The organism is Microbacterium paludicola, assembly GCF_015235415.1.
Lineage (GTDB): Bacteria > Actinomycetota > Actinomycetes > Actinomycetales > Microbacteriaceae > Microbacterium > Microbacterium paludicola.
In genome coordinates this window covers 1-26,027 of the sequence record NZ_JADGLL010000018.1, presented here as the reverse complement: position 1 = coordinate 26,027, position 26,027 = coordinate 1, and the positions used below count along the sequence as shown (strand labels likewise).

29 protein-coding genes are annotated in these 26,027 nt (G+C 72.0%); 13 read left to right on the top strand and 16 right to left on the bottom strand.

Translation table 11 applies throughout. From position 1 onward, the window contains the following. Positions 1-32: 32 nt before the first annotated feature. Together IR155_RS08835 and IR155_RS08830 are read left to right on the top strand one after the other, a co-directional pair. Positions 33-737, top strand: a complete 705-nt coding sequence (locus IR155_RS08835; RefSeq protein WP_209306760.1) for a response regulator transcription factor — start codon at positions 33-35, stop codon at positions 735-737. Further along, positions 728-1,855 carry a sensor histidine kinase gene (locus IR155_RS08830; protein WP_228066914.1) on the top strand — a complete coding sequence of 376 codons (1,128 nt, stop codon included), beginning with the start codon at positions 728-730 and terminating at the stop codon, positions 1,853-1,855. The genes IR155_RS08835 and IR155_RS08830 overlap by 10 nt, the downstream gene beginning before the upstream one ends. 59 nt (positions 1,856-1,914) lie before the next feature. Here the strand turns inward: IR155_RS08830 and IR155_RS08825 are convergent, their stop codons facing one another. The 3 genes from IR155_RS08825 to IR155_RS16235 form a co-directional block, all read right to left on the bottom strand. Beyond that, a complete protein-coding gene (locus IR155_RS08825) occupies positions 1,915-2,013 on the bottom strand; it encodes a 30S ribosomal protein bS22 (RefSeq protein WP_003792170.1) in 99 nt (32 codons plus the stop codon). A gap of 120 nt (positions 2,014-2,133) precedes the next feature. Further along, positions 2,134-2,325 (bottom strand): helix-turn-helix domain-containing protein, encoded by a 192-nt coding sequence (locus IR155_RS08820; RefSeq protein WP_135114471.1) that lies wholly within the window; start codon positions 2,323-2,325, stop codon positions 2,134-2,136. Positions 2,326-2,352: 27 nt separating this feature from the next. Next, a complete protein-coding gene (locus IR155_RS16235) occupies positions 2,353-2,613 on the bottom strand; it encodes a LuxR C-terminal-related transcriptional regulator (protein ID WP_322783516.1) in 261 nt (86 codons plus the stop codon). Here IR155_RS16235 and IR155_RS15960 point away from each other — a divergent pair. Next, a complete protein-coding gene (locus IR155_RS15960) occupies positions 2,560-2,946 on the top strand; it encodes an ABC transporter permease (protein WP_322783517.1) in 387 nt (128 codons plus the stop codon). The two genes, IR155_RS16235 and IR155_RS15960, sit on opposite strands and share 54 nt — an antisense overlap. A 67-nt stretch (positions 2,947-3,013) precedes the next feature. Here the strand turns inward: IR155_RS15960 and IR155_RS08810 are convergent, their stop codons facing one another. Then, on the bottom strand, positions 3,014-3,424 hold the full coding sequence (locus IR155_RS08810; RefSeq protein WP_135114469.1) for an ArsR/SmtB family transcription factor: 411 nt from the start codon (positions 3,422-3,424) through the stop codon (positions 3,014-3,016). 94 nt (positions 3,425-3,518) lie between these two features. On the opposite strand from IR155_RS08810, the gene IR155_RS08805 reads away from it, so the two are divergent. Further along, positions 3,519-4,958 (top strand): TrkH family potassium uptake protein, encoded by a 1,440-nt coding sequence (locus tag IR155_RS08805; RefSeq protein ID WP_135114468.1) that lies wholly within the window; start codon positions 3,519-3,521, stop codon positions 4,956-4,958. Continuing rightward, positions 4,951-5,622, top strand: coding sequence for a potassium channel family protein (locus tag IR155_RS08800; protein ID WP_135114467.1), 672 nt, complete (start codon positions 4,951-4,953; stop codon positions 5,620-5,622). Before IR155_RS08805 ends, IR155_RS08800 begins: the two co-directional genes overlap by 8 nt. A 12-nt stretch (positions 5,623-5,634) precedes the next feature. Here the strand turns inward: IR155_RS08800 and IR155_RS08795 are convergent, their stop codons facing one another. Then, positions 5,635-6,201: a TetR/AcrR family transcriptional regulator gene (locus IR155_RS08795; RefSeq protein ID WP_135114466.1), complete on the bottom strand. Its 567-nt coding sequence runs from the start codon at positions 6,199-6,201 to the stop codon at positions 5,635-5,637. Between the two features lie 38 nt (positions 6,202-6,239). On the opposite strand from IR155_RS08795, the gene IR155_RS08790 reads away from it, so the two are divergent. Next, positions 6,240-7,460 carry an FAD-dependent oxidoreductase gene (locus IR155_RS08790; protein WP_135114465.1) on the top strand — a complete coding sequence of 407 codons (1,221 nt, stop codon included), beginning with the start codon at positions 6,240-6,242 and terminating at the stop codon, positions 7,458-7,460. A 184-nt stretch (positions 7,461-7,644) separates the two neighbouring features. On the opposite strand, the gene proC is transcribed toward IR155_RS08790, so the two are convergent. Continuing rightward, on the bottom strand, positions 7,645-8,520 hold the full coding sequence (gene proC, locus IR155_RS08785; RefSeq protein WP_135114464.1) for a pyrroline-5-carboxylate reductase: 876 nt from the start codon (positions 8,518-8,520) through the stop codon (positions 7,645-7,647). Positions 8,521-8,611: 91 nt separating this feature from the next. Here proC and IR155_RS08780 point away from each other — a divergent pair, with 91 nt between their 5' ends. Both IR155_RS08780 and IR155_RS08775 read left to right on the top strand, forming a co-directional pair. Beyond that, positions 8,612-9,583: a cation diffusion facilitator family transporter gene (locus tag IR155_RS08780; protein ID WP_135114463.1), complete on the top strand. Its 972-nt coding sequence runs from the start codon at positions 8,612-8,614 to the stop codon at positions 9,581-9,583. Positions 9,584-9,608: 25 nt separating this feature from the next. Beyond that, positions 9,609-9,902: a DUF503 domain-containing protein gene (locus tag IR155_RS08775; protein WP_135114462.1), complete on the top strand. Its 294-nt coding sequence runs from the start codon at positions 9,609-9,611 to the stop codon at positions 9,900-9,902. A 99-nt stretch (positions 9,903-10,001) separates the two neighbouring features. Here the strand turns inward: IR155_RS08775 and IR155_RS08770 are convergent, their stop codons facing one another. From IR155_RS08770 to IR155_RS08755, 4 genes are read right to left on the bottom strand one after another with little or no spacing between them, the layout of a single operon-like run. Beyond that, positions 10,002-10,967: an epimerase gene (locus tag IR155_RS08770; protein WP_135114461.1), complete on the bottom strand. Its 966-nt coding sequence runs from the start codon at positions 10,965-10,967 to the stop codon at positions 10,002-10,004. Further along, positions 10,964-11,575 (bottom strand): DUF4166 domain-containing protein, encoded by a 612-nt coding sequence (locus IR155_RS08765; RefSeq protein ID WP_135114460.1) that lies wholly within the window; start codon positions 11,573-11,575, stop codon positions 10,964-10,966. Before IR155_RS08765 ends, IR155_RS08770 begins: the two co-directional genes overlap by 4 nt. Beyond that, positions 11,572-11,958 (bottom strand): DUF1304 domain-containing protein, encoded by a 387-nt coding sequence (locus tag IR155_RS08760; RefSeq protein ID WP_135114459.1) that lies wholly within the window; start codon positions 11,956-11,958, stop codon positions 11,572-11,574. Before IR155_RS08760 ends, IR155_RS08765 begins: the two co-directional genes overlap by 4 nt. 33 nt (positions 11,959-11,991) lie before the next feature. Then, positions 11,992-12,453, bottom strand: coding sequence for a nucleoside deaminase (locus tag IR155_RS08755; RefSeq protein ID WP_228066912.1), 462 nt, complete (start codon positions 12,451-12,453; stop codon positions 11,992-11,994). 91 nt (positions 12,454-12,544) lie between these two features. On the opposite strand from IR155_RS08755, the gene upp reads away from it, so the two are divergent. Then, positions 12,545-13,177, top strand: a complete 633-nt coding sequence (upp, locus tag IR155_RS08750) for a uracil phosphoribosyltransferase (RefSeq protein WP_135114458.1) — start codon at positions 12,545-12,547, stop codon at positions 13,175-13,177. A gap of 228 nt (positions 13,178-13,405) precedes the next feature. Here the strand turns inward: upp and IR155_RS08745 are convergent, their stop codons facing one another. The 3 genes from IR155_RS08745 to IR155_RS08735 all read right to left on the bottom strand — a co-directional run bounded on the left by IR155_RS08745 (position 13,406) and on the right by IR155_RS08735 (position 18,837). Beyond that, complete coding sequence (locus IR155_RS08745; protein ID WP_135114457.1) at positions 13,406-16,954, bottom strand: TM0106 family RecB-like putative nuclease; 3,549 nt, start codon at positions 16,952-16,954, stop codon at positions 13,406-13,408. Positions 16,955-17,053: 99 nt separating this feature from the next. Continuing rightward, positions 17,054-17,350: a hypothetical protein gene (locus IR155_RS08740; protein ID WP_135114456.1), complete on the bottom strand. Its 297-nt coding sequence runs from the start codon at positions 17,348-17,350 to the stop codon at positions 17,054-17,056. Next, entirely contained in the window at positions 17,347-18,837 is a 1,491-nt protein-coding gene (locus IR155_RS08735) for a PspC domain-containing protein (protein WP_135114455.1), read from the bottom strand. Before IR155_RS08735 ends, IR155_RS08740 begins: the two co-directional genes overlap by 4 nt. A gap of 104 nt (positions 18,838-18,941) precedes the next feature. On the opposite strand from IR155_RS08735, the gene IR155_RS08730 reads away from it, so the two are divergent. From IR155_RS08730 to IR155_RS08715, 4 genes are all read left to right on the top strand, one after another. Beyond that, the gene (locus IR155_RS08730; protein WP_135114454.1) at positions 18,942-20,144 is read left to right on the top strand and encodes an ATP-binding protein; all 1,203 of its coding nucleotides are present in this window, start codon (positions 18,942-18,944) and stop codon (positions 20,142-20,144) included. Beyond that, complete coding sequence (locus IR155_RS08725; protein WP_135114453.1) at positions 20,137-20,796, top strand: LuxR C-terminal-related transcriptional regulator; 660 nt, start codon at positions 20,137-20,139, stop codon at positions 20,794-20,796. The genes IR155_RS08730 and IR155_RS08725 overlap by 8 nt, the downstream gene beginning before the upstream one ends. Before the next feature lie 47 nt (positions 20,797-20,843). Then, entirely contained in the window at positions 20,844-22,901 is a 2,058-nt protein-coding gene (locus IR155_RS08720) for an NAD(+) synthase (protein WP_135114452.1), read from the top strand. A 73-nt stretch (positions 22,902-22,974) separates the two neighbouring features. Further along, positions 22,975-24,444, top strand: coding sequence for a lipase maturation factor family protein (locus tag IR155_RS08715; RefSeq protein ID WP_135114451.1), 1,470 nt, complete (start codon positions 22,975-22,977; stop codon positions 24,442-24,444). A 56-nt stretch (positions 24,445-24,500) separates the two neighbouring features. Here the strand turns inward: IR155_RS08715 and IR155_RS08710 are convergent, their stop codons facing one another. From IR155_RS08710 to IR155_RS08700, 3 genes are all read right to left on the bottom strand, one after another. Beyond that, a complete protein-coding gene (locus tag IR155_RS08710; protein WP_228066903.1) occupies positions 24,501-25,055 on the bottom strand; it encodes a hypothetical protein in 555 nt (184 codons plus the stop codon). A gap of 69 nt (positions 25,056-25,124) precedes the next feature. Beyond that, entirely contained in the window at positions 25,125-25,751 is a 627-nt protein-coding gene (locus tag IR155_RS08705) for a nucleoside deaminase (protein WP_135114449.1), read from the bottom strand. A 5-nt stretch (positions 25,752-25,756) separates the two neighbouring features. Beyond that, entirely contained in the window at positions 25,757-25,939 is a 183-nt protein-coding gene (locus IR155_RS08700; RefSeq protein ID WP_135114448.1) for a hypothetical protein, read from the bottom strand. Positions 25,940-26,027: the final 88 nt, after the last annotated feature.

Genomic DNA, 26,027 nt, shown 5'->3' with positions numbered 1-26,027 from the left:
GCGCGGGCGGCGGCGCTGGCTATCGTCGGGACATGGACGGTGCGCCTCGCGTGATGGTCGTCGAGGACGATCACACCGTGCGCACCGTGATCGGCGAGTACCTCCGCTCCGCCGGCTACGCCGTCGAGCTTCACGGTGACGGCGCGACCGCCGCGGCGGCGCTCGGCCGAGAGATCCCCGACCTCGTGGTGCTCGACCGCATGCTTCCCGGCGTGAGCGGCGACGAGCTGTGCCGGCAGGTGCGCGCGGCGTCCGACGCCCCGGTCCTCATGCTCACCGCGCTCGGCACCGTGGAGGACCGCATCGCCGGGCTCGAGCACGGCGCGGACGACTACCTCGCCAAGCCGTTCTCGATGCGCGAGCTTCAGCTGCGCGTTGCCGCGCTGCTGCGGCGGCGGCGGGCCGCGGATCCGGTCGCCGTCATCTCCGCCGGACGGTTCCGCATCGATCCGGCGCGGCGCCGCGCCTGGGTGGACGGCCGCGAGGTCGGCATGACGACGCGCGAGTACGACCTGCTTCTGCACCTCGCCCGGCACGCCGGCGAGCTGATCCCGCGGGACGCGCTCCTGCGCGAGGTGTGGGGCTGGGCGGGAAGCGACGCGTCGACGGTCACCGTCCACGTGCGGCGGCTGCGCGAGAAGATCGAGCCGGATCCGGCCATCCCCGTCTATCTGCGGACGGAATGGGGACGCGGATACCGCTTCACACCGGACGGGGACGCCGGCGCATGGACCTGATGATGCTCGGCGTGGCCGACGTGCTGCTCATCGTCGCCACGGCCGCGGCCTGCACGGCGGGCGTCGTCCTGCTCACGTTGCTCGCGCTGCGCGCCAACCGGCGCGGCCCCATCTCGTCGCAGTTCGCCATCGTGCTGCTCGGCGCGGTCGCCGCGATGGTGGTGTCGACCTCCGCCGTGATGGGCCAGATGTTCGTGTCCCCGCACGACCTCGCGGTGTTCGTGTGGGTGGTCGGCGTCTCCGCGACGCTCAGCCTCGCCGTCGGGTTGTTCATCACCCGCCGCACCGCCCGTGCGGCGACCGCGGCCCTCGTCTCGTCCGCGCGCGAGGTGGGAGGCGGCGCCGTCGTGACCGCCCGCTCGGGATGGCGCGAGTTCGAGCAGGTCTCCGCGCAGCTGGCCGAGGCGTCCGAGCGGCTCTCGGAGGCACGCGCCGAGATCGCCCGGCTGGATGCCGCCCGCCGGACGTTCCTCGCCGGGGTCTCGCACGACCTCCGCACGCCGCTCACGGCGATCCGGGCGACCGCCGAGTCGCTCGAGGACGGGATGTCGGACGATCCGGAGGCGGCGGGCCGGCTGATCCGGGCGAAGACGGATGCGATCGCGCGCATGGTGGACGATCTCCTGCAGCTGTCGCGCATCGAGACCGGCGGCCTGGAGCTTCGCCGCGAGCGCATCGATCTGCTCGACGTGATCTCCGACGCGGTCGCCGATGTGATGCCGCAGGCGGGGCCCCGGGAGGTCCGCCTGGTGCCGGATTGCCCGGCCTCTCACATGCTCTGGGCCGACCCCGCGGAGCTCGGGAGGGCGATCGGCAACCTGCTCGCCAACGCGGTGCGGCACGCGCCCCGCGACAGCGAGGTCACGGTCTCGGCGACACCGACCGAGGACGGACGGATCGCCGTGACCGTCCGCGACCGCGGCGACGGGGTCGCGGAGGCGGACCTCGAGCGGATCTTCGAGGTGGGCTGGCGCGGTTCGCACTCGCGCGGCAGCGACGGCGCCGGCTTCGGGCTCGCGATCGTCCGCGGCATCGCGCACGCGCACGGCGGCGAGGTGCGGGCGGCGAACCGGGCCGACGGCTTCGAGGTCACGCTGCTGCTATCCGCCACTGGCTGACCCCCGGGAACCAGAAACGCCGGCCCGAGAACGGGACCGGCGTCAGTGGTTGCAGCCGCTTACTTCTTGTTGCGGCGCTGGTGGCGAGTCTTGCGAAGCAGCTTGCGGTGCTTCTTCTTCGCCATGCGCTTGCGGCGCTTCTTGATGACAGAACCCATGGAAACCTCACGATGTCAGGGGGTTGGACGCCGAGCCTGCGGCGTCCGGGATCGGGCACGGCGGAAGCGTGCCTTCGGGACAGTCTACTCTATGCGGCGCCTGTCCCTTGCGGGCGCCTGTCAGCCGACGTCGGCGATCGGGCGCTGCAGCGCGGCGGTGACCGCCGACTCGGGGACGCGGTAGCTGCGTCCGAAGCGCACGGCGGGGAGCTCGCCCGAGTGGACGAGGCGGTACACGGTCATCTTGGACACGCGCATGATCTCGGCGACCTCTGCGACGGTCAGAAACCGCACGTCCGGCATCTCAGGCACTGGGCCTCCCTCTTCCCACTATTCGCTTCACTGTAGGGGTTGCGCGGGTCGGATGTAAACCCGAGTGGCCAGTGGTACCCATGTGACTGGCGCCACGGAAAACCGCGTGATCCCGCGGCGATCCGGCAACAGCCAGCCGTTGCGCTGCGCGGCCCGGGCGGCCTCGACCCGGGTAGCGGTGCCCGTCTTCGCGATCGTCACACTGAGGTAGTTGCGCACCGTCCCCGGCGACAGGTGCACGCTCGCCGCGACCGCCGCGACGGGACGCCCGTCGAGACACTCGCGCAGGATCTGCCGCTCCCGTTCGCTCAGCGGGTTCGCGCCGCCGCGATCGGCCTCGCATCCGGCAGCCCCGACGCGGCGAGCATGTACGGGTTCATCCTGCTGTTCCTGCCCTACGTGTCGAGCGCGTTCGTCCCCGTCGAGAGCATGCCCGACTGGCTCGAGCCGATCGCGGCGCACCAGCCGCTCACCCCGGTGGTCGACACGCTGCGGGCCCTGCTCACCGGCGGAGATGCGGGATCGGATCCCGCGTGGGCCGTCGGATGGTGCCTCGCGATCCTCGCGGTCGCCGTCGCGGCGGGCGCCTGGCTGTTCGCGGCGAAGGCGGGCCGCCGCTGATCCTGCTCCGAGCCGAGAGCACGTCGCCGCACGGCGGCGTGCTCTCGCGGAATACGCGGAGCGGCGTCTATGCCCCGAGGCGCTTGAGGGCCGACTGCACGACGTTCTTCGCCGAGGCGGCGGCGCGCCCGACGGCATCGGCGGCGCGTGCGGCGGGCTCGGGCAGGGTCGCACCGAGCTCGGCGATCTCCTCGAAATCGCCCTCGGCCACGAAGAAGGGGACGAGCCAGTCGTCGACCTGCTCGAGCGGCTCGGGCGACAGGCTGTAGTAGCGGTGCTGGCCCTCCTCGCGCACCGAGACGAGCCCCGCCTCGCGCAGCACCTTCAGGTGCTTCGAGACGGTCGGCTGGCTCACGCCGAGCGCGGCGACGATCTGCGAGACGCTCGTTCCGGTGTCCGCCTCCGACGCTCGCCGCAACAGCAGCTGCAGGATCTCGCGCCTCGTGCCGTCCGCGATCACGTCGAAGATGTCCGCCATGGGGACAGGGTAGCCGGGCGCCCGGCGGAGTACCATGTCACGGGCCCGGGTTCATGCCCGCCGCGACGTATCTCGGATCGCAGAAGGGGGAGCGATGACGCCGACCGCGTCGTCCGTGCCCCGCGCGGCATGGAACCGCATAGGCGACGCCCTTGGCGACTTCTTCCGCGACCTGACGACCTCGTCGCCCGCACGGTTCGCGATCCTCGTCTTCATCTCGCTGATCCTCATCTTCACCGCGCTGCTGTCGCTGCCGATCGCGTCGGCGGATCGCACTGTCACGCCGATCGCGGACGCGCTGTTCACGGCGGTCTCGGCGGTGTGCGTGACGGGCCTCGCGACCGTGGACATGTCGACCCACTGGTCGTTCTTCGGCGAGGCGCTGATCTTCCTCGCCGCCAACATCGGCGGCCTCGGTGCGCTGACGCTCGCGTCGGTGCTCGGCCTTGTCGTCTCGCGCCGGCTCGGCCTGCGCGCGAAGCTGATCGCCGCCGGCGACACGAATCCGCTCCGCTCCCACGGCGGCCCGGTCAACGAGTCGCAGACGGTGCGCCTCGGCGAGATCGGCCAGCTGCTGCGCATCGTGGCGCTGTCGACCGTGATCATCGAGGCGGCCGTCGCGATCCTGCTGTATCCCTCGATCGTGATCGCCGGCCACAGCTGGCTCGAGTCGCTGTGGCTCGCGCCGCTCTACGCCGTGATGTCGTTCACGAACACCGGGTTCTCGTTCAACCCGGGTGGGCTCGAGGCCTTCCAGTACGACTACTACTTCCTCACGGTGCTGATGGCGAGCGTGTTCCTCGGCAGCATCGGCTTCCCCGTGATCTACGCGCTCTCCAAGCAGCTGCTCACGCCGCGGCGCTGGAACCTGCACGTGAAGCTCACGCTGATCACCACGGTGATCCTGTTCTTCGTCGGCTCCGGCGCCTTCCTCGCCCTCGAGTTCCTCAACCCCGGCACGTTCGGCACGCGCGATGCGTGGGACACGACCTTCCAGGCGTTCTTCCTGTCGGCGATGACCCGCTCCGGCGGGTTCTCGGTCGTCGACATCGGCGAGCTCAACGGATCGTCGCTGCTCGTCGGCTCCATGCTCATGTTCGTCGGCGGCGGATCCGCGTCGACGGCGGGCGGCATCAAGGTGACGACGCTCGCCGTCCTCGCCCTGGCCGTGTGGTCGGAGGCGCGCGGCCGCGCGAGCGTCGAGGCGTTCGGCCGCCGCATCCCGAGCGACGTGCAGCGCGTGTCGGTCGCGGTCCTCGCCTGGGGCGCCACGATCGTCGCGCTGGCGACGATCGTCATCGCCCAGATCACGCTGGCGCCCGTCGACAAGGTGCTGTTCGACGTCATCTCCGGATTCGCGACCGTCGGCCTGTCGACGGGCCTGACCGAGGACCTCCCGGACCCCGCGGTGTACGTGATGGCCGTGACGATCTTCATGGGCCGCGTTGGTACAGTGACGCTGGCCGCCGCCGTCGCGGCATCCTCCCGTTCGCAGCTCTACTCGCTGCCCGTCGAAAGGCCGATCGTTGGTTGAGCAGATCCGCAGCGACGCTCCCGTCCTCGTGATCGGACTCGGCCGCTTCGGCGCCGCGTGCGCCGGCGAGCTCGACCGTCTCGAGCGCGATGTCCTCGCGATCGACGAGGACCTCGGCCTCGTGCAGAAGTGGTCGGAGCGCGTCACCCACACGGTGCAGGCGGATGCCCGGAACATCGAGGCGCTCAAGCAGATCGGCGCGCAGGACTTCCAGGTCGCCGTGGTCGCCGTCGGCTCCAGCATCGAGGCCTCGGTGCTGATCACCGCGAACCTCGTCGACCTCAAGGTGCCGCAGATCTGGGCGAAGGCGGTCTCGCAGTCGCACGGGAAGATCCTCGCCCGAGTCGGCGCCAACCACGTGATCTACCCCGAGCGCGAGGCCGGCGAGCGCGTCGCCCACCTCGTGAGCGGCCGCATGCTCGACTTCATCCGGTTCGACGACGACTTCGTGCTGGCGAAGATGTACCCGCCGAAGTTCGTGCGGGGCGTCGGGCTCAACGAGTCGGGCGTGCGCACCAAGTACAACGTCACGGTCGTCGGCATCAAGAGCCCCGGCAAGCCGTTCCGCTACGCCGAGGCCAACACTGTCGTCACGAACCACGACCTGATCATCGTGTCGGGAACGAACGTCGACGTCGAGCGCTTCGCCGCCCTCGACCGCTGAGCTCCTGCGGCGTCAGGGGCGCTGCCGCGGAAGCATGCCGCGCATCAGCTCGGTCAGCTGGGCGCGGGTGAGCGCCGTCATGGCCGGAAGCCGCAGCACGTAGCGGGCGAACACGACCCCGACGACCGCCACGGCCACGCGCCGCGCCGGCCCGGTGCCGATCACGGCGCCGAGCGCGTCGAACACCGAGTGCTGCAGGTACTCGACGAGCACGGCCGAGCGCGCGGATCCGGATGCGGCCTCCCGCGCGAACGCGACGAGCGGCTCGCGAGACTCCGGTCTCTCCCACACCTCGACGAACCCGCGGGCGAGGCGGTCGAGATCGAGCACGCCCCGGGCGTCGGTGCTCGCGGCGATCACGTCGTGCGGGGCGATCCGCAGCGCGATGGCCGCGGCGACGAGCCCGTCCCGCCCGCCGAAGTGGTAATTGACCAGCGTGTGGCTCAGGCCTGCCTCCGCGGCGAGCGCGCGGGTGCTCGTCTCCTCGAGATCCCCCGCCTCCAGGTGCGCCCGCGCGGACGACAGGAGTCGCTGACGCGCGTCGGACCCGCCCACCGGCCTGCCCCGGTTATTGACCATGCTCGCATCCTGTCACGGCGGGGAGCATCGTGACAGGCATGGACGACACCACTCGACGCCCCGAGCGCCTCACCGCCGACTGCGTCATCGCGGGCGGCGGCCCGGCCGGGCTCATGCTCGGGCTGCTGCTCGCCCGCGCCGGCGTGGACACGATCGTGCTCGAGAAGCATGCCGACTTCCTGCGCGACTTCCGCGGGGACACCATCCACCCGTCGACCCAGGACGCGCTCGCCGAGCTCGGCCTGCTCGACGAGTTCCTGCGCCTTCCGCACGCGGACATGAGCCAGGTCGGCCTTCGCTACCGCGGGCAGGATGTGGTGCTCGCCGACTTCTCGCGCCTTCCCACCCGGCGTCACGCGATCGCGTTTATGCCCCAGCACCATTTCCTGGATCTCCTCGCGAGTGCGTCCGCCCGCGAGCCGCGGCACCGGCTGCTGCGCCGCACGCGCGTGACCGGGCTGATCCACGACGGCGAGCGCGTCGCGGGCGTGCGGGCCGAGGGCCCGGACGGCCCGGTCGAGGTGCGCGCTCGGCTCGTCGTCGGCTGCGACGGCCGCGACTCCGATGTGCGCCGGGCCGCCGGGCTCGTGCCGCGGCGCACCCGCAACGCGATGGACGTGCTGTGGTTCCGGCTGCCGCGGATCGGGGACGAGCGGCTGCCGCTGTTCCACGCCGGCGACGGCGCGCTCGTTGTGATCGACCGCGGCGACTTCTTCCAGGTCGCCCACATCATCCGGGCGGGCACGTGGGATCCGACCCCCGACGCCCTCGACCGGATGCGCGAGCGGGTGGCCCGGCTGACGCCGACGCTCGCCGAGCGGATGGCCGCGCTCACCCTCAACGACGTCAAGCTGCTGACGGTGCGGATCGAGCGCCTGCGCCGGTGGTACCGCGACGGGCTGCTGTGCATCGGCGACGCCGCGCACGCGATGTCACCCGCCGGCGGCGTGGGCGTGAACCTCGCGATCCAGGATGCGATCGCCACGGCGAACCTGCTCGCTCCCCTGCTGCGGCGTGGCCGCCCGACTCCCGCCGCCCTCGCCCGCGTGCAGCGCCGGCGCGCGTTTCCCGCGGCCGCGGTGCAGCTCGTCCAGAGCGCGATGCAGCGGCCGATGCTCTCCCACCTCGACCGGGGGCCCGGATCGCGCGCCGGGCTGCCGCTCGCGCTGCGCATCCTGCGCCGGGTGCCGTTGCCGCGGCACGTGCTCGGGCGCCTGATCGGCCTGGGACTGCGCCCGGAGCACGTCCGCCAGCGCTGACTCCCCACCGGTTGCTGAGCGAGCGAAGCGAGCCGAAGCCACCCGCCCCACCGCTCGCTGAGCGAGCGCCAGCGAGCCGAAGCCACCCGCCCGACCGCTCGCTGAGCGAACGCCAGCGAGCCGAAGCGACCCGCCCCACCGGTTGCTGAGCGAGCGAAGCGAGCCGAAGCGACCCGCCCCGAACCTACTCCCCGCTCTGCGGAATGGCGTCGGTGACCGGCGCCGACTCCCCCGCGAGCTCCTTGGCGCGGGCGAGGGCCGCGGCCGTCGCCTCTCGGAAGATGCCGCCGAGATCGGCGCGCTCGAGCACCGCGATGGCGCGCTCGGTCGTGCCCTTGGGGCTCGTGACCCTGCGGCGCAGCTCGGCGGGCTCCTCACCCGTCGCCTCGAGCAGCGCGGTGGCGCCGATGAACGTCCCCTCCGCCATGGTGCGGGCGTCGGCCTCGTCGAAGCCGCGGTCGACCGCCGCGCGCGTCAGCTCCTCGATCAGCAGGTAGACGTAGGCGGGGCCGGATCCGGAGATCGTCGACAGCGCGTCGATCCGGTGCTCGGGCACCTCGATGACCGTGCCGACGGTCTCGAACAGGCGCCGCGCGATCCCGATCGCCGCGGTCGAGGCCCCCTCGCCGGCGGCGAGGCCCGTGACCCCCTTGCCGACGAGGGAGGGAGTGTTCGGCATCGACCGCAGCACGGTGACGCCGGTGCCGAGGATCGACGTGAAGGTACGCAGGGTGACGCCGGCGGCGAGGCTGATCACGATGGCGTCCTCGCGGAGGTGCGGGGCGATCTCGCGCAGCAGATCGGGCACCATGGCGGGCTTCACCCCCACCAGCACGACCTGTGCCTCGGCGGCCGCGCGGGCGTTTCCGTCGGGCTCGTCCTCGAGCGCGATGCTCTGCACGCCGGCGAGGGAGGCGAGCTCGGCGGCCTTCTGCGCCGTCCGGTTCGTCGCGAGGATCCCGCCGTCGACCGGGATGCCGCTCGCGATGACGCCGCGCAGGATCGCGCCGCCCATCGAACCGGCACCGAGGAACGCGAGCGAGGGCAGCGTGTCGACCATGCTTCGAGCTTATTCCTCGGCGGTCGTGGCGGGTCTGGCCAGACGGGCGATCCGTCTCCGCCGCCTCGGGTCGGTTCAATAGAGTGGTGCCATGAGCGGACATGGCGGCGGCAAGGCGATCCTCGCGGCGTTCCTGGCGAACATGGGCATCGCGATCGCGAAGTTCATCGGCTGGGCCCTGTCGGGCTCGGCCTCGATGCTCGCGGAGGCGATCCACTCGGTCGCCGACTCCGGCAATCAGCTGCTGCTGATGCTCGGCGGCCGCAAGGCGAGGCGCGCGGCCGACCGCGAGCACCCGTTCGGCTACGGCCGCGAGCGCTACGTGTACGCCTTCGTGGTGTCGATCATCCTGTTCTCGGTCGGCGGCCTGTTCTCGATCTACGAGGGCGTCGAGAAGCTCACGCACCCGCACGCGCTCGACGCGCAGTGGCAGTACCTGCCCGTCGCGATCCTCGTCGTCGCGATCGCCCTCGAGTCGTTCTCGCTGCGCACCGCGGTCAAGGAGAGCAACCTCGTGCGGGCCAAGGGCCAGTCGTGGGTGTCTTTCATCCGCCACTCGAAGGCGCCCGAGCTTCCCGTTGTGCTGCTCGAGGACCTCGCCGCTCTGCTCGGCCTCGTGTTCGCCCTGTTCGGCGTGGGGATGACGATCATCACCCACAACTCGTTCTTCGATGCGCTCGGCACCCTCATGATCGGCGCGCTGCTGATCATCGTGGCGATCGTCCTCGGCATCGAGACGAAGAGCCTGCTCGTGGGCGAGGGCGCGACGATGGCCGACTTCGACAAGATCGTCCACGCGATCGAGAAGGGCCCCGAGGTCGACAAGCTCATCCACATCAAGACGCTCTACGTCGGGCCCGAGGAGCTGCTCGTGGCCGCGAAGGTCGGCGTCCCGAAGGACAAGCTGCTCGCCGACGTCGCGTCCGACATCAACGTGGTCGAGAAGCGGATCCGCGAGGCGGTGCCGATCGCCCGCGTCATCTACCTCGAGCCGGATGTCTTCCGCCCCGCCGACGCCGAGAACCTGCCGACCGAGTCGGTCATCCTGAAGTCCTCCGACTGACGGCGCGCCACCGGCCGGCCTGATCATGTGGATCGGATGGATCGAGTTCGACCTGCTGCTGGGCGACGTCCACTCCCTCAAGGAGAAGCGGTCGGTGATCCGGCCGATCCTCGCCGAGCTGAGCCGTCGCACGGAGGCCTCGGCCGCGGAGGTCGGCGACCACGACCTTCACCGTCGCGCCCGGATCGGCGTCTCCGTCGTCGGAGCCGAGCCCGGCCACGTGCGGGATGTGCTCGACCGGGCTGACCGACTGATGGCCGAGCGCCCGGAGATCACGCTGCTGTCGGCCCGCCAGGGACTGGCGTCGAGCGACGACTGAGCCTCGGCGGCCGCCCGCCGACAGGCCGGATGTGACGCGAGTGACCCACCGGGGCCAGAGAGCCTGCATCCCGGCCCGCCGGCCTGTGCGCGGGCGGGTTCAGCCCGCGCGACGGCGCGCGATGTCCGCCAGCGCCTCGCCCAGCTCGGGCCACGCGAACGCGAACCCCGCGGCCTCGAGCCGCTCGGGGACGACCCAGCGGCTCTTGAGCACAAGCTCGGTCTCGGTCCGGATGAGGATCGCCCCGATCTCGAGCATCCACCGCGGCATCGGGAACGAGACGCGTGCGCCGACGGCCCGGCGCACGGCCGCCATGAACGCGACGTTGTCGACGGGGTTCGGCGCCGACGCGTTGACGGGGCCCTCGAGCTCCGGATGCTCCTCGAGGAAGTCGATGATGCGGGCGACGTCCTCGATGTGCACCCAGCTGAACCGCTGCTGACCCCGACGCGCACCCGGGTGATGAGCCGTGCCGGCCGCGCGCCGTGCGCGCGTCACCGGCCACCAGCCGTCGTACTGCGGGCCCGCGAGGCCCAGCCGCGCGAGCCGGCGCAGGGTGCCGAACACCCCGCCGTCGCCGAGCACGATCGCGCTGCGCAGGGCTACGCGGCGCGTTCCCGGCAGGTCGTCGGCGAACAGGGCCCGTTCCCACGCCTTCGCCACCTCGACGGAGAATCCCGTGCCGAGCTCGCCGCCGCTCTCCGTCATCGGGCGGTCCTCGGCGTGGCGGTAGATCGTGGCGGTCGACGAGTTGACCCACAGCGGCGGAGGCGTCTCGGCTCTGGCGATCGCGCGGCTGAGGGCCGCGGTGGTCACCTCGCGCGAGCGGAAGATCTCGGCCCGGTTCTCGGGGGTGTACCGGCAGTTCACGCTCTTGCCGGCGAGGCCGATCACGAGGGCGGCGCCGTCGACGGCCGCGGCGATCCCTTCCTCGTCGTCCCACGTGAGGTCGGCTCCCGACCGCGAGATCGTCACGACCTCGCGCCCGGCCGCGCGGTATCGCCGCGCGAGATAGGTGCCCATGAAGCCGGATGCCCCGCCGATCACCACACGTCCGCCGGTCATGATTCCTCCTCGATGCGGTAGGCGAACGAGCCGCCGTACTGGTAGATCCGACCGACCAGCGGTGCGTCCACCGTCAACCGGATGCGCTGCCGGCCCGAAGCCGCGTCGAACCCCTCGTTCACGGTCACGACGGGCGAGACGAACCTCGGCAGGCGCATCCGCACTCGTCCGATCCGGATGCCGACAGCGCGGCTGGTGAGGCGGAGGCCGCCGTCTCGCACGTCGAGATCGAAGCTCGCGACGACGCCGATCGGGGCGCCGACCTCGTCGACCAGGCGCCCGTGCGCGTTCAGCCCGACGCTGTCGCGCATCGTCCACTCGCCGCGCGGGAACCCGAAGAGGCGCTCGCTGACGGCCCTGCCACCCTCGAGGCGGTTCGTGATCCGGAACGGGACGTCCCGGCCCCACCCGCCGTAGACCGCGCCGAAGGGCTGAAGCAGGGCGAGCAGCGGCCGCGTCCACGGGCGCGGTGCTCCGGTAGCGTCGAACACCCCCTCGCCGCGGCCGACGTGGCCCTCCGGCACCGAGGAGAAGTAGCGCCGCAGCGTCGGATGAAGCTGGTCGATCCGCTCGCCGAGCGCGCGTTCGTAGGGCGAGATCCGGCTCATCCGACGACGAGGGCGACCAGCGTGAGCACCACCGCGATCAGCGGGAACACACCCTGCGTGGTCGCCGCCCGGAGCTTCGTGCGGTCGGAGGCGGCGAGGTAGAGCGCGGCGCCGAGCATCGATCCGGTGCCGGCGAGGATCAGCGCGATGCCGGCCGCGGGGACAGCGAAGACGAGTGCGATGCCGACGGCCGTGACGATCGCGAGCATCAGGTTGTAGACGCCCTGGTTCGCCGCGAGCGGCCGCGTGATGCGGGCATCCTGCTCGCTCGTGCCGAAGATCTGCCGCGTGCGCGGCGCCTCCCAGCGCAGGGTCTCGAGCACGAAGATGTAGACGTGGACGAGCGCGGCGAGGCCCGCGAGCACGACGGCGGCGATGAGCATGCGCTCACGCTATCGCCGGATGTCGCCGCCGGCTCAGCGGCGGGCGGCGAAGAACTCCCGCAGCTGCGCCTGCGCCTCGGCTTCCCGCACGCCGCCGACGACCTCGGCGCGTACCGGAAGGCGACGATCGCGCACGACGTCGTACACCGATCCTGCGGCCCCGGCCTTGTCGTCCCAGGCCCCGAACACGACGCGCGAGATGTGGGCCTGCAGCAGCGTGCCCGCGCACATCAGGCACGGCTCGAGGGTGACGACGAGCGTGCAGCCCTCGAGGTTCCAGGACCCGATCGCGCGGGCGGCCTGGCGCATCGCGACGACCTCGGCATGAGCGGAGGGATCGTGGTCGCGCTCGCGCCGGTTGCGGCCGGTGCCGATCACCTCGCCCGCCGGGTCGAGGACGAGCGCGCCGACGGGCACCTCGCCCTCCCGCGCGGCCTCGGCGCCGAGCGCGAGCGCGCGCTGCATCGCCGCGTCGTCGCGCTCGCTCGGGACCATGCCCCGAGCCTAGTTATCCGGCGGCCGCGCCCGGAGCGCAGCCTACGGTTTGCCTTGAGTCCGCGGCGATCGTCGCCGCTAGCCTTGACCCATGCGCCTGCACGTCGCCGACCACCCGCTCATCACGCACAAGCTCACCGTGCTGCGCGACAAGAACACCCCGTCGCCGGTGTTCCGTCAGCTCACCGAGGAGCTCATGACGCTCCTCGCGTACGAGGCGACGCGCAACGTGCGGGTCGAGCCGTTCGAGATCGAGACGCCGGTCACCACGACGACGGGTGTGAAGATCGGCGACCCGAAGCCGCTCGTGGTTCCCATCCTGCGTGCGGGCCTCGGCATGCTCGAGGGAATGGTCAAGCTCATTCCCACCGCCGAGGTCGGCTTCCTCGGCATGGCCCGCGATGAGGTGACGTTCGAGCCGGTCACCTACGCCGAGCGCCTTCCCGACGACCTCAGCGACCGCCAGTGCTTCGTGCTCGACCCGATGCTCGCGACCGGTGGATCGCTCGGCGCGGCGATCGAGTTCCTCTTCAAGCGCGGTGCGCAGGATGTCACGGCCGTCTGCCTGCTCGGCTCCCCCGAGGGCGTCAACGCGATCCAGAAGCAGGTGAACGGCCGCGACGTCACGCTCGTGCTCGGTGCGCTGGACGAGCGCCTGAACGAGAAGGGCTACATCGTGCCCGGTCTCGGCGACGCGGGCGACCGCCTCTACGGCACCGTCTGATCCGCTTCCCCTCCCTTGCTCGTTGAGCGAGGGAGCGGAGCGACCGAGTCGAGACGCCCGCGAGCTCCCCTGGAGTTCCGGTGTCGTCCGGCCCCTCCCCTGGACCGTAGGGCCGATCCGCACCGGATCCCGCGCGTCAGACGTGCGTCGCGGCTCGCGCATGCGCGCCGCGCCGGTGCGAGCTCTGGATCAGGCGGGGCAGATGCCCGGACGGTGGATGACCGAGGTTCAGGTGACGGGCGCGCCCACGGCGGCCTGCTCGGCCACGTCGGCGCCGACGAGCCGCGCGAACGCGCTCATCCGGGCGACGCCGTCGGCGTGCCGGGGCAGGTCGTCGAGCAGCGCCGGCGAGTGGATCAGGTACGCCGCGACCATCGCGCGCGACACGGCCACGTTGAGCCGGTTCTGCAGCAGCAGGAAGTCGGATCCGCGGGGCGCGTCCCGGCCGCTCGAGGCCGCAAGCGTGACGATCGACACGGCCGCCTCCTGACCCTGGAACCGGTCGACGGTGCCGACCCGCACGTCGCCGAAGCCCGCCTCGGCGAGGGCCTGCTCGACGCACTGCACCTGCGCGTTGTAGGGCGCGACGACGATCACATCGGCCGGGGTGAGCGCGCGCGGCGGGCACGGGGACGCGGTGCCACCGTCGCCGATTGTGATGTCGGTGAACGCCCGACCGACGACCTCGCGCACGATCCGGACGACCTCCGCCGCCTCCTCGGGCGACTCTGTCGCGTTGCCGTGGTGCCGGATGGGCAGGACGTGCAGGCCGGGTTCGACGCCCTCGATCGCCCGCAGTGCCGCAGGTTCGTGCGAGGCGAGCCTGCCGGCGTACGAGAGGCCGGACACCGCGGCGGACACGGCGGGGTGCATGCGCCACGAGCGAGCGAGGAAGTAGCCGTGCGTGGCTGGGATGACCTGCTCGCCGTCCATCACCCAGCCGAGCGCCGACGTGTCGACCGGCTCGGGGTGGGTGCCCTGGCTCACCTGCGGCAGCTGCTGCGGGTCGCCGAGCAGCAGCAGGCGGGTGGCGGCGAGCGAGACGGCGATGGTCGAGGCGAGGGAGAACTGGCCTGCCTCGTCGATCACGAGGAGGTCGAGGCTGCCGCGGGGAACCCGCGCCTCGTGGGCGAAGTCCCACGCGGTGCCGCCGATCACGTAGCCGCCGGGCCGCTCGGCCGCGAAGCCGGGGACGCCGTTCTTCTGGATCACCGTGAAGGACGGCTCGGCCCCCGCGGCGCCCGACTTCAGCGCCTTGCCGACGAGCGAGGCGGGAACCCCGGCGCCGACGACCCGGTCGAGCATGTTCTCGACGACCGCGTGCGACTGCGCGACGACGCCCACCTTGAAGCCGTGCTCGGTCACCAGCTTCGCGATCACGTGCGAGCCGACGTAGGTCTTGCCCGTGCCGGGAGGGCCCTGCACGGCGAGGTAGCTGCGGTCGAGGTCGCGGACGGCCGCGACGATCGCGGCGACGTCGTCGCCCTCCGGCGCGGGCAGAGCGCCGCCGCGGGTGCGGGGCGGGCGTCGTCGCAGGATGTCGGTTGCCGGGTCGGCGGGGAAGCCGCCGCTCGCGAGCAGCGCCTCGGCCCAGGCGTCGATCGACTTCTGCTGGTTTCCCGCCTGCGGCGGCGCTGCGGGGGTGACGGCAAGCGGCAGCGCATCCCACGTCATCCCGCCGATCGAGGTCTCCGACACCACGACGCCGTCGTCGAGCTCGGCGACGACCTCGACGCTGCGGGCGACGTGGATCCACCGCGAGGAGGCGTCCGCCTGGAAGGGCGCCGGTCGTCCGTAGAGCACGAACGGCTGCGCGCCCTCCTTCAGCCGCGTTCCGGGGGCGACGTCACCGCGCAGCTCGACGATGCGGCGCACCGCGCGGCCGCCCTCGGGCACGTCCCAGTCGTGAAGCACGCGGGCGCGGGCGGCGTCGATCGCGATCACGTCGCGGGTGTCCGCCCACAGCGACAGCGGCTCGCGCAGACGCTGGAAGTGCCCCTGCCAGAAGCTCTTGCGCTCGCGCGGGTAGTAGTCGATCGCCGCGGCGCCGAGGCGCAGCGCCACCGCGTCGGGATGATCCGGATCGCCGTCGGCCGCCCGCGCGGTCAGAGCGAGAGCGAGGGGCGACGGCTCGTAGGTGAAGGCCTCGAGCTCGTCGGGGCGGGCCGGGAGCATCCGCGTCTCGCGGGCGCGCTCGACGAGCCAGTCGCGCAGGCGCCGCGTCGAGACGCAGTCGTAGCGGTTGTAGTCGGCCAGGTCGTCGAGGATCGCCCGCGCCGCCGGCTCGTCGCCCGCGGCCAGCAGCTCGCGCGCCTCCACGTAGCGGAGGATCGAGTCGCCGCCCTGCTTGACGTCCTGCGTGCGCACCTCCTCGCCCATGTACAGCGGCTCGAGCTTCTTGATCGAGTACGACCGCGAGCCGACCCGCAGGGCCCGCCGCACGATCGGGTACAGATCGACGAACAGCTCGTCGCGCAGCATCCGGTCGACGTCCGCCTCGCGCACGCCGTGTCGCGCGGCCATGGCGGCGAGATGCGTCGGCTCGTACGGCGCGTAGTGGTAGATGTGCATCCCCGGGTGGGCGGCCCGGCGGGCGGCGACGAAGTCGCAGAAGCGCTCGAGCGCCTCCTTCTCCTCGGCGAACGTGTGCGCCCACAGCGGCGTGTACTGCTCCTGCAGGTCGGTCCAGCCGAACAGGTAGTCGATCCCCCACCGGTCGGCGCCGGCGCCGGGCTCGGTGTAGAGCGGGTCGCCCTCGAAGTCGAAGAAGATGTCGCCGAGATCGGGTCGCGGCATCGTCGCCAGGGCCTCGGGCAGCACCACCTCGTACAGCGGCGCGGCCGTCTCGGACTCGCCGGACGGATCCGGGACCCCGGCCGGGGACGCGAGCTGCAGCCGGGCCTGCGTGCGCAGGCCGGCGAACGTGTCGGGGTTCATCCCCTGGGGCCCGTGCTCGGCGGCGGCGAGGTCGTCGATCGTCCGGATGCCCGCGGCCCGGAGCCGCTCGCGCTGGACGGGACGCATCCCCGCGACGAGCAGCACATCGCGCGTGGCGACGACCTCCTGCTCGCACGTCGCGCAGCGCCCGCACGCGACAACGCCGAGGTCGCCGCGCGGGTCTGCCCACGCGATGGGGTCGCCGACGACGCCGAGGTCGAGGCGGCGGTCGGCGATGAGGGCCCGCAGTCGCGCGCGGCGCACGAAGAAGAGCGGCATGAGGTCGGCCACGAGGTGCGTCGAGGTCGTGCCGTCGCCGAGCAGCAGGTCGACCTCATCGGAGCGCGGGATGCCGAGCCGATCGAGCTGATCGACGTACGCGGCGAGCTGCATGAGCGCGGTGACCTTCGCCCGCCGCGCGAGCTTCGAGTCCTGCACGCGCCAGCGCCCGTCGTCGTCGCGCTTGAGGAAGTCGGCGAACCCGACGAACTCGTGCGTCGAGAACGCCGCCTGGAAGACGATCCGGGCATCCGGATCCTGCAGCCCGGCGATCGTCGCCTCGAGCGCGACGGCCATCGCGTCGGCGTCCGACGACGACGCCCGGGCGATCTCGACCACGCGGGGGCCGAACTCCTCGCGGTACCGCTCGAGCACCTGCTCCTCGTGCCGGTCGCCGAGGCGGGCCGCCCGCTCGAGCATCTCGTCCTCGGGCTCCTCGACCGCGGGGATGCGGCCGAGCTTCGCATCGAGCGCCCGCAGCCACGCGAATTCGCACTCGGCGGCCGCCTTGAGGTCGCTGGCGCTCCAGACGACGCGGGCTTCGGACTCGATGTATCTCACGTTCCGAGGCTAGATGGGGGTTCTGACATTGACGCGCGTGTGCCCAACCCCGCTCAGCCGACGCTGCGCGGATCCCGCCCCCGCGCCCGATGCCGGCGCTCAGGCGTCCTGCGCCGCGTCCGCCTCGACGGCCGCGGCAGGCGCCGGTCGCCCTCGTTCGCGCCGCACGACGAAGTACACGCCGAGCGCGATGACGAGCGCGCCGATGGTGAGGGGCACAACCGCGCCGAACCACTCGGGCCGCAGACCGAACAGCATCGGCCGGATCCAGCCGGCGACTGCATCCGGATCCGGGACGGCAAGGATCAGGATGCCCGCCCCCGCGGCGAGCGCGAAGAGGGCACCCCAGACGATTCCGGCCCAGCGGGTCCCCGGCTGAGTCTTCGTGTCGCTCATCGTTCCGCCCTCTGCACCTCGATGTTGACCTGGACCTCCTGCTGATCCAGCACGATCGTCCGGGTGCGGGACGTGTCCTCGTCGTTGTACGACCAGGTGAAGGCGCCGTCGCGCGCCTGCACGATCTCGTCCCGCACGAGTTCCATTCCGTTGCCGCTCCAGTAGTTCACGGTGACGGACCCGCGATCGCCGGTTGTCCTGAACTCGACGTCGATTCCGGGGTACACAACGATCGTGATCGCCCCCGTGCCCTTCTCGATGCGGCTGATCCCCGGATCGTCGTAGTTGCCTCCCGCCTCGAGCGTGAGATAGCCGAAGGGCTGAGCGATCGATTCGTCCGGTTGGTTCAGTGGAACATACCGATCCGGCCCCGTCAGGTCGCGGAGGAGATACGGCACCGACCCTGAGCCGCCGATGACAAGCAGCACCGCCGCCACCGCCGCGAGGAACCCGCTGCGCCGCCGGAGGATCCCGGCGACGACCATCGCCAGGCCGGCGACCGCCGCCGCCCCGAGCACCGCGGCCGGCAGGGCGCGCTCGGGCGCCTCCGGCTGGAACGCGAGCCACACGATCGTCGCCGCCACGAGCGCCGCGCCCAACGCGATCGCCACGAATGCCACGGACGTCCGCGGCTTCGACGCCCGCCGCTCTGCCCGCACGCGCGCGGCCTCGGCCCGGAACGCGGCCCGCTCGGCGGCGCGGCGCGCGCGCTCCTCGGCGTAGGCGGCCTGCTCGCCGCCCGCCTGCTGCCGGCGCCACTGCTCGTGCTGCTCGCGCCAGGCGGCGTGCTGCTGGCGCCACGTCTCGAGGTCCGCCTCGGTTGCCAGCTCGGTGGCGAGCGGCTCGGGCGGCTCGGGAAGGAATGGGGGCGGGGTGGCGCGATTCTCTGACCCGACAGAGAAGGCCACCCCGCCCGAGACGGCGGCTGTGCCCGACACCGCGCCGTCGGCCCCCGGGTGGGGGAGCGGATGTTCCGACCTGCGCCGGAAGATGAGGATGAGGACAACGGCGATCGCGCCGAGCGCCGCGAGCCAGAGGCCCGCCTCGATCGCCGAGCGGAACCAGCCGTCCGAACCCGAGTACAGGATCGCCTCGAACAGGGTGTTGCCGAGCCACAGCGCGAGCAGGCCCACCGCGAAGGTGGCGGCGACGCCGAGCAGCGCGGGAGCGGATCCGGCGCGCATCTGCAGCGGGATCCGGCCGGACCCGTCGGGAAGGAGCGCCCAGGCGAGGGCGTACAGCCACAGGCCGGGGAAGCCGAGCACGGTGACCGCGACGACGATGCCGCGCACGATCAGCGGATCGATCCCGGTCCGCTCGGCGATCGCGGCGCACACTCCGCCGAGCCAGCCGCCGTCGCGCACGAGGCCGAGGTCGCGCAGCCAGGTGAAGAACCTGCCCTCGGCGTCCTGCGCGGGCGTCGCCGGCGCGGCGGGCGGACGCTGCGGCGTCTCGGGCTCCGCGGCGGGAACGGTGTTCTGGGTCATGAGTCAATCGTGCGGCCCGGGGGCACCTCAGCGACATGAGGGACATCCCTGACCGCACCCCCAAAGCCCCGTCAGGCGGGCGACGGCGGTGGTTACATGAGGACATGACGGTTCTCTCGAGTGCGGTGGGCGCGCGATCCGGCGTCCCGCTTGTGCGGCCACACGACGTCGTGCTCTCCGGTGTCAGCACGGGCGTGGCGCGGCACCTCGGCTGGCCCGTGGGCACCGTGCGGGCGCTGTTCATCGCGACCACCGCGGTCTGGGGCGTCGGCGCCCTCCTCTACCTCTGGCTGTGGGCGCTCGTGCCCGCCGAGCCGGCGCCCACGAGCGCCACGCGGCGCGTTCCCGTCGCGGCGCTGCTGCTCGGGGCCTCGGCGCTGCTGCTGTTCCTCTCGATCGGCCGCTACCACAACGGCATGGGGCCCGCGTGGGTTCCGCCGGCGACGCTGATCCCCGTCTACCTGGGCGTCGGGCTCGCCCTCGCCGCCGGGATCTGGTCGGCCCTCGTCGACCGCCGGGATCCGGCGCGTGGCGCGCGGCACGACATCGCCGTGCGGATCGTCGCGACGGCGCTGGCCCTCGCCGCCGTGCCGCTGTTCCTCGGCGCGGCCGACAACGGACGCGGCAACTTCCAGTTCATGATGCTCGTCAGCTCCCTCGGCGCGATGGTCTGCGCGGCAGCGGTCTGGACGCCGAACCTCGTCGCCCGGCTCCGCGAGCTGCAGACCGCGCGGGTGAAGTCGATCCGCGACGAGCACCGCGCCGAGATGGCCGCGCACCTCCACGACTCCGTCCTGCAGACGCTCGCGCTCATCCAGAACCGCGCGGGCGCGTCGAGCGAGGTCGGCCGCCTCGCCCGCGCACAGGAGCGCGAGCTGCGCGCCTGGCTGTACGACGGCGACACCCCCGCCGACAGCGACCTGGCGACCGACCTTCGCGACTACGGGTCGGCCCTCGAGCTCGACTACGAGGTCGTCATGACGGTCGTCTCCGCCGGCACGTCCACCGAGCGCGCGAGCGGCGAGGTCGCCGCGGCGGCGCGCGAGGCGATGCTCAACGCCGCGCGTCACGCGGGCGGCGAGGTCTCGGTCTACATCGAGGGCTCCCCCGGCTCGGTCGACGTCTACGTCCGCGACCGCGGGCCGGGCTTCGACCCGCAGGAGGTTCCCGCCGACCGCCTCGGCGTGCGCGAGTCGATCATCGGGCGGCTGCGCAGGATCGGCGGATCGGCGACGGTCACGCCCGGCGCCGGGGACACCGGCACGCAGGTGCACATCCGCTACCCGGCGGGAGGCGCCCGTGGCTGACCTGCGCGTGGTGATCGTCGACGACCACTCGATCTTCCGCTCCGGCCTGCGCCACGACCTGGATCCGGGGATCGAGGTCGTCGGTGAGGCGGCGGATGTCGCCGAGGCCGTCGCCGTGATCGCCGAGTGGCAGCCGGACGTCGTGCTGCTCGACGTCCACATGCCGGGCGCCGAGAACGAGGCGACGGGCGGCGAGGCGGTGCTTCGCCGGGCGGCGCCCCTCTCCCCCGCGACCCGCTTCCTGGCGCTCAGCGTGTCGGATGCGGCCGAGGATGTCGTGCGCGTGATCCGCGCCGGCGCCCGCGGCTACATCACAAAGGGCGCATCCGGATCGGAGGTGTCGCGCGCCGTGCGGACCGTCGCCGACGGCGACGCGGTGTTCTCGCCGCGGCTTGCGGGCTTCGTGATCGACGCGTTCGGCGCCGCCGCGGGAGAGACGGCCGCGACGGATGACGAGCTCGACCGGCTCTCGGCACGCGAGCAGGAGGTGATGCGCCTCATCGCCCGCGGCTACGCCTACAAGGAGGTCGCGACCGACCTGTTCATCTCGATCAAGACCGTCGAGTCGCACGTGTCGGCGGTGCTGCGGAAGCTTCAGCTGTCGTCCCGCCACGAGCTCACCGCCTGGGCGAGCGCGCGCCGCCTGCTCTGACCGGGAGCGACCGTCGCCCGTCCGACCCCGCGTGCCAGACTGGACGCGTGAGCGACTTCGACTTCGGCAGCGCCTACCGCCACGGCTTCGCCCGCGTCGCGGCGTGCACGATCCCGCTGGCCATCGCCGACCCCGCGACCAACGCGCAGCACGTGCTCGACAGCGCGCGCGAGTGCCACGACGACGCCGTCGCCGTCGCGGTCTTCCCCGAGCTGTGCCTGTCGGGCTACGCGATCGACGACCTCGTGATGCAGGATGCGCTGCTCGACGCGGTGCAGGAGGCGATCGCCCGCATCGCGCGCGAGTCGGCCGAGCTGCTGCCGGTCATCGTCGTGGGAGCCCCGCTCGCCCACCGCAACCGCATCTACAACTGCGCGGTGATCATCCACCGCGGCGTCGTGCTGGGGGTCGCGCCGAAGTCGTACCTGCCGACGTACCGCGAGTTCTACGAGCGCCGCTGGTACGCCCCGGGCGACGACCAGCGCGGAACGATCGCCGTTGCCGGTGCGGAGGTGCCGTTCGGCCCGGATCTGCTCTTCGAGGCGACGGACATCCCGGGTCTCACGGTGCACGCCGAGGTGTGCGAGGACGTCTGGGTTCCCATCCCGCCGTCCGCCCACGCCGCCCTCGCGGGCGCGACCGTGCTGCTGAACCTCTCGGGAAGCCCGATCACGATCGCCCGCGCCGAGGACCGCAAGGACCTGTGCAAGTCGCAGTCGCTGCGCTGCCTCGCCGCCTACGTCTATGCCGCCGCCGGCATGGGCGAGTCGACGAACGACCTGTCGTGGGACGGCCAGACCATGATCTACGAGGGCGGCAACCTACTCGCCGAGACCGAGCGGTTCCCGGATGGCCCCCGCCGCTCGGTCGCCGACGTCGACCTCGACCACCTGCGCCAGGACAGGATCCGGCAGGGCACGTTCGACGACAACCGCCGGGCCGAGGACGCGCAGTTCCGCACGATCGCCTTCACGCTGAACCCCCCGACCGGCGACGTCGGCCTGAAGCGACACCTCGACCGCTTCCCGTTCGTGCCGGACGACCCCGCCCGCCTCGCGCAGGACTGCTACGAGGCGTTCAACATCCAGGTCGCGGGGCTCATGCAGCGCATGCGGGCGATCGGCGACCCGAAGCCAGTGATCGGCGTGAGCGGCGGCCTCGACTCGACGCACGCGCTGCTCGTGATCGCGCGGGCGATGGATCGGATGGGCCGGCCGCGCAGCGACATCCTGGCGTACACGATGCCCGGCTTCGCGACCAGCGACCACACGAAGTCGAACGCGATCCGGCTCGCCGAGTCGGTCGGCGCGTCGATCGAGACCATCGACATCCGGCCGGCGGCGACCGAGATGCTCGCGCAGCTGGGGCATCCGTTCGGCAGGGGCGAGCCCGTGTACGACGTCACGTTCGAGAACGTGCAGGCGGGGATGCGCACCGATTACCTCTTCCGCCTGGCGAACCACCACGGTGGCATCGTGGTCGGCACGTCCGACCTGTCCGAGCTGTCGCTCGGCTGGGCGACGTACGGCGTCGGCGACCACATGAGCCACTACGCCGTGAACTCGGGCGTGCCGAAGACGCTGATGCAGCACCTGATCCGGTGGGTCGTCGCCGAGGGCGAGGCGCAGGGTGTCTCGCCCGAGGAGGCGGAGGTGCTGCAGTCGGTGCTCGACACCGAGATCAGCCCCGAGCTCGTCCCCGCCGGCCAGGACGGCGAGGTGCAGTCGACCGAGTCGACGATCGGCCCGTACGCGCTCCACGACTTCTCGCTCCACCACATCCTGCGCTTCGGCTACCGGCCGTCGAAGATCGCATTCCTCGCGATGCATGCGTGGTCGGATCCGGATGCCGGCGAGTGGCCCGTGGGCTTCCCGCGGGATGCGCGCTTCGGCTACGACCTCGAGACGATCGTGAAGTGGGAGAAGGTCTTCCTGAAGCGCTTCTTCGGCTTCGCGCAGTTCAAGCGCTCGGCGATCCCGAACGGCCCGAAGGTCGCCCCGTCGGGTTCGCTCTCGCCGCGCGGCGACTGGCGCGCACCGTCTGACGGCAACGCCCGCGCCTGGCTCGCCGAGCTTGACGAGGCCCTCCCCCAGTTCGCCGGCTGACCCGCCGCACGCCGCCGCACCCCGCGCGTCAACCCCCGCGCGCCCCTCGCGCGCCCCGCCCTAGCCTTCTGCCATGGAAGGCTTCGCGGCCCCCGACTTCGCGCTCGCGCGCGAGGTGCTGCAGCGCGGCATCGCGGCGCTGTTCTTCGTCGCGTTCCTCTCCAGCCTGAACCAGTTCCGCGTGCTGCTCGGCGAGCGCGGTCTCCTCCCCGCGCCCGAGCTGCTCGACTGGGCAGCGTCGTCGCCGCACGCGGCGAAGCTCATCCGCCCGACGCTGTTCCGCCTGATCCGGTACACGGATCGCCGCCTCGCCGCGCTCTGCGTGGGCGGCATCCTGATCTCGTCGCTCCTCGTCGCGGGTGTGCCGCAGCTCGGCCCGCCGTGGGTGCCGATGCTGTGCTTCCTCGCGCTGTGGGGCGGATACATGTCGATCGTGTCGATCGGCCAGACGTTCTACGGCTTCGGCTGGGAGATGCTGCTGCTCGAGGCGGGGTTCCTCGCGGCGTTCCTCGGATCGGCCGATCAGCCGCCCACCGTGCACGTCCTCGTGCTGTTCTGGTGGCTTGTGTTCCGGCTCGAGTTCGGCGCGGGGATGATCAAGATGCGCGGCGGGCGCGAGTGGCGCGATCTCACCGCCCTGACCTACCACCACGAAACGCAGCCGATGCCGGGGCCGTTCAGCCGCCAGGCACACCTGCTTCCGCGCTGGGTGCACAAGGGCGAGGTGCTCGGCAATCACTTCGCGCAGCTCGTCGTGCCGTGGCTGCTGTTCGCGCCGGTCCTGGGGCTGTGGATTCCGGATCGGGTCCCGCAGGTAATCGGCACGGTGGCGGCGGCGATCCTGATCCTGTCGCAGCTGTGGCTTGTGGTGACCGGCAACTTCGCCTGGCTGAACTGGTCGACGATCGTGCTGGCGTTCGCGGCTGTCGCGGCGCCCGGCGTCCTGCGCCCGAGCGGGGACATCCCGCTGTACTGGCTCGTCATCACCGGCGCGGTGACGGTGCTGTACGTGGTGCTGAGCGTGCCCGCGGTGCGCAACCTGTTCTCGTCGAACCAGCAGATGAACGCGGCGTTCAACCGCTGGAACCTCGCCAACGCCTATGGCGCGTTCGGCACGGTGACGAAGCAGCGGATCGAGTGGATCATCCAGGGCACGGTGAGCGAGGATCCCACGCGCGCCGAGTGGCGGGAGTACGAGTTCAAGGGGAAGCCGGGCGACGAGCGGCGGATCCCGCGCCAGTTCGCGCCATACCACCTGCGGCTCGACTGGCTGATGTGGTTCCTGCCGCTAGGGCGGCGCCTCGAGGACTGGTTCCGCGCGCTGATCGTGAAGCTGCTGCAGGCGGATCGCGCGACGCTGCGGCTGCTGCGCGTCGACCCGTTCGGCGGTGAGCGTCCGCGGTGGATCCGCGTCGTCGCCTACCGCTACCGCTTCGCGACGCGCGCCGAGCGCCGCGAGCACGGCGTCGTCTGGATGCGCGACCACCGCCGCGTCATCCTGGACCCGGTGACCCTCTCGGACCGGGACTCCCGCGGTCGTTGAGCGAGCGAAGCGAGTCGAAACGCGCAACACCCCCGCGGGCGCAACCCGCCTGGCTCTCAGTCCTCCTCGACCCGATCCCGCAACCCGACCCGATCCGGGATCTCGAACGGAAGCCCCGGCAGCCAGCTCGCCGGCTCGGGCCACGGGCGCGACGCCGGCAGGGCCCGCAGCAGCTGCCGGATCGCCCGGTCGCGGGGAGAGTCGGGTGCCCGCGAGGGCAGGATGCGCCGCGGGGCGCGGTGTCCGAGCGCGCCGCACCACCAGTGACGCCAGGTGTCGGATGCCTCTTCGGGCTCCAGCACGATGTAGTAGTCGGGCATCACCGCGGTGCCGCCGGCGAAGTGCTCGAGTGCCTGCTGCACTTCGAGTTCGAGTGTGCCGAGGGTCGAGCGCTCCTCGAACAGTTCGACCCAGGCGGCCGCGACGTGTTCGAGGGGGTCGGCGTTGTGGACGATCCACGGGCGCGTGGCGGCGGCGATGCGGCGGGTGGCGAGTGCGGGCTCGGTGTCGCGCAGCGACAGGGTCTCGATCCCGTCTACGCCGTCGAGGCTGTCAAGCACCTCATCGGAGGCGGATCCGACGACGGCGACCATGGTTCCGGTCCGTGACATCGAAAGCGAAGGCTCCATGCCTCACTCTAAGACGCCGTCCCCCACGGGCGGGAGCCCCTCGCTGACCGGTTACTCCCCAGATCGCGCGTTGTACACCGTCACCGTGCCGCCATCGACGGCGTCCCGGTAGGCGCGGAACACGTCCACCGCCTCCTCACGCCGGATCCCCTCGATGACCCGGATGCCGCGATCCTCGAACGCGGCGGCCCAGTCGTCGATCATGGGGCCTTCGTCGAAGGTGGTGAGCTCCTCGCATTCGGGGCCGGAGCCGGCGAGGACGAGGGTGCGGATGCCCGACCACATGGCGGCGCCGTAGCACTGCACGCAGGGGCGCCAGTTGACGAGCAGTTCGTGCGCGGGCTGCGGGGTGCCGTCGGCGCGGACGCCGCCGAGGTCCCACGCGCCGAGCCGGGTCTGGGCCATGCCGATCGCGGTGACCTCGGCGTGACCGAGGGAGATGTTCGTGGCGAGCACGACATTCACGCCGACCGACACGATGCGTCCGGTGTCGGTCTCGGCGATGAGTGCGGCGAACGGTCCGCCGTTCCCCTCGCGCCAGTTGCGGTCGGCGAGGCGGTTGACGAGCGCCATCCGCTCGTCCCGGTCCGGGATCACGTCGGGCACGTTCGCGAGTTCGTCGCGGATCCACTCGGGAAGCGAGACGGTGAAGCTGTTCGACAGCGGCGGGAAGTCCATCCGGATCAGTCCCCGTTCCGGTTGCCGACGAGCGAGCGCAGGGCGAAGAACACAAGTGCGGCGATGATCGCGACGGCCACGAGCTTCGCGACGAACCACATGACCGAGAACAGCACCTCGATCAGGAACCACGCGATGACGACGGCGATGATGACGCCGAGGATCGTCCAGACCGAACCGGTTTTCATGCGACCGAGCCTACCGGCGCGGTGTTGCCGGCTTGTTGCGCCCCTCCCCGCCCTCGCTCAACGAGCGGGGTGGGGCGGTGGGCGAGGG

Coding starts and splice junctions, on each gene's coding strand:
- IR155_RS08835 (WP_209306760.1), top strand. CDS start 33: ATGGACGGTGCGCCTCGCGTGATGGTCGTCGAGGACGATCACACCGTG.
- IR155_RS08830 (WP_228066914.1), top strand. CDS start 728: ATGGACCTGATGATGCTCGGCGTGGCCGACGTGCTGCTCATCGTCGCC.
- IR155_RS08825 (WP_003792170.1), bottom strand. CDS start 2,013: ATGGGTTCTGTCATCAAGAAGCGCCGCAAGCGCATGGCGAAGAAGAAG.
- IR155_RS08810 (WP_135114469.1), bottom strand. CDS start 3,424: ATGGCGGACATCTTCGACGTGATCGCGGACGGCACGAGGCGCGAGATC.
- IR155_RS08805 (WP_135114468.1), top strand. CDS start 3,519: ATGACGCCGACCGCGTCGTCCGTGCCCCGCGCGGCATGGAACCGCATA.
- IR155_RS08795 (WP_135114466.1), bottom strand. CDS start 6,201: ATGGTCAATAACCGGGGCAGGCCGGTGGGCGGGTCCGACGCGCGTCAG.
- IR155_RS08790 (WP_135114465.1), top strand. CDS start 6,240: ATGGACGACACCACTCGACGCCCCGAGCGCCTCACCGCCGACTGCGTC.
- proC (WP_135114464.1), bottom strand. CDS start 8,520: ATGGTCGACACGCTGCCCTCGCTCGCGTTCCTCGGTGCCGGTTCGATG.
- IR155_RS08780 (WP_135114463.1), top strand. CDS start 8,612: ATGAGCGGACATGGCGGCGGCAAGGCGATCCTCGCGGCGTTCCTGGCG.
- IR155_RS08775 (WP_135114462.1), top strand. CDS start 9,609: ATGTGGATCGGATGGATCGAGTTCGACCTGCTGCTGGGCGACGTCCAC.
- IR155_RS08770 (WP_135114461.1), bottom strand. CDS start 10,967: ATGACCGGCGGACGTGTGGTGATCGGCGGGGCATCCGGCTTCATGGGC.
- IR155_RS08765 (WP_135114460.1), bottom strand. CDS start 11,575: ATGAGCCGGATCTCGCCCTACGAACGCGCGCTCGGCGAGCGGATCGAC.
- IR155_RS08760 (WP_135114459.1), bottom strand. CDS start 11,958: ATGCTCATCGCCGCCGTCGTGCTCGCGGGCCTCGCCGCGCTCGTCCAC.
- IR155_RS08755 (WP_228066912.1), bottom strand. CDS start 12,453: ATGGTCCCGAGCGAGCGCGACGACGCGGCGATGCAGCGCGCGCTCGCG.
- upp (WP_135114458.1), top strand. CDS start 12,545: ATGCGCCTGCACGTCGCCGACCACCCGCTCATCACGCACAAGCTCACC.
- IR155_RS08740 (WP_135114456.1), bottom strand. CDS start 17,350: ATGAGCGACACGAAGACTCAGCCGGGGACCCGCTGGGCCGGAATCGTC.
- IR155_RS08735 (WP_135114455.1), bottom strand. CDS start 18,837: ATGACCCAGAACACCGTTCCCGCCGCGGAGCCCGAGACGCCGCAGCGT.
- IR155_RS08730 (WP_135114454.1), top strand. CDS start 18,942: ATGACGGTTCTCTCGAGTGCGGTGGGCGCGCGATCCGGCGTCCCGCTT.
- IR155_RS08715 (WP_135114451.1), top strand. CDS start 22,975: ATGGAAGGCTTCGCGGCCCCCGACTTCGCGCTCGCGCGCGAGGTGCTG.
- IR155_RS08710 (WP_228066903.1), bottom strand. CDS start 25,055: ATGTCACGGACCGGAACCATGGTCGCCGTCGTCGGATCCGCCTCCGAT.
- IR155_RS08705 (WP_135114449.1), bottom strand. CDS start 25,751: ATGGACTTCCCGCCGCTGTCGAACAGCTTCACCGTCTCGCTTCCCGAG.
- IR155_RS08700 (WP_135114448.1), bottom strand. CDS start 25,939: ATGAAAACCGGTTCGGTCTGGACGATCCTCGGCGTCATCATCGCCGTC.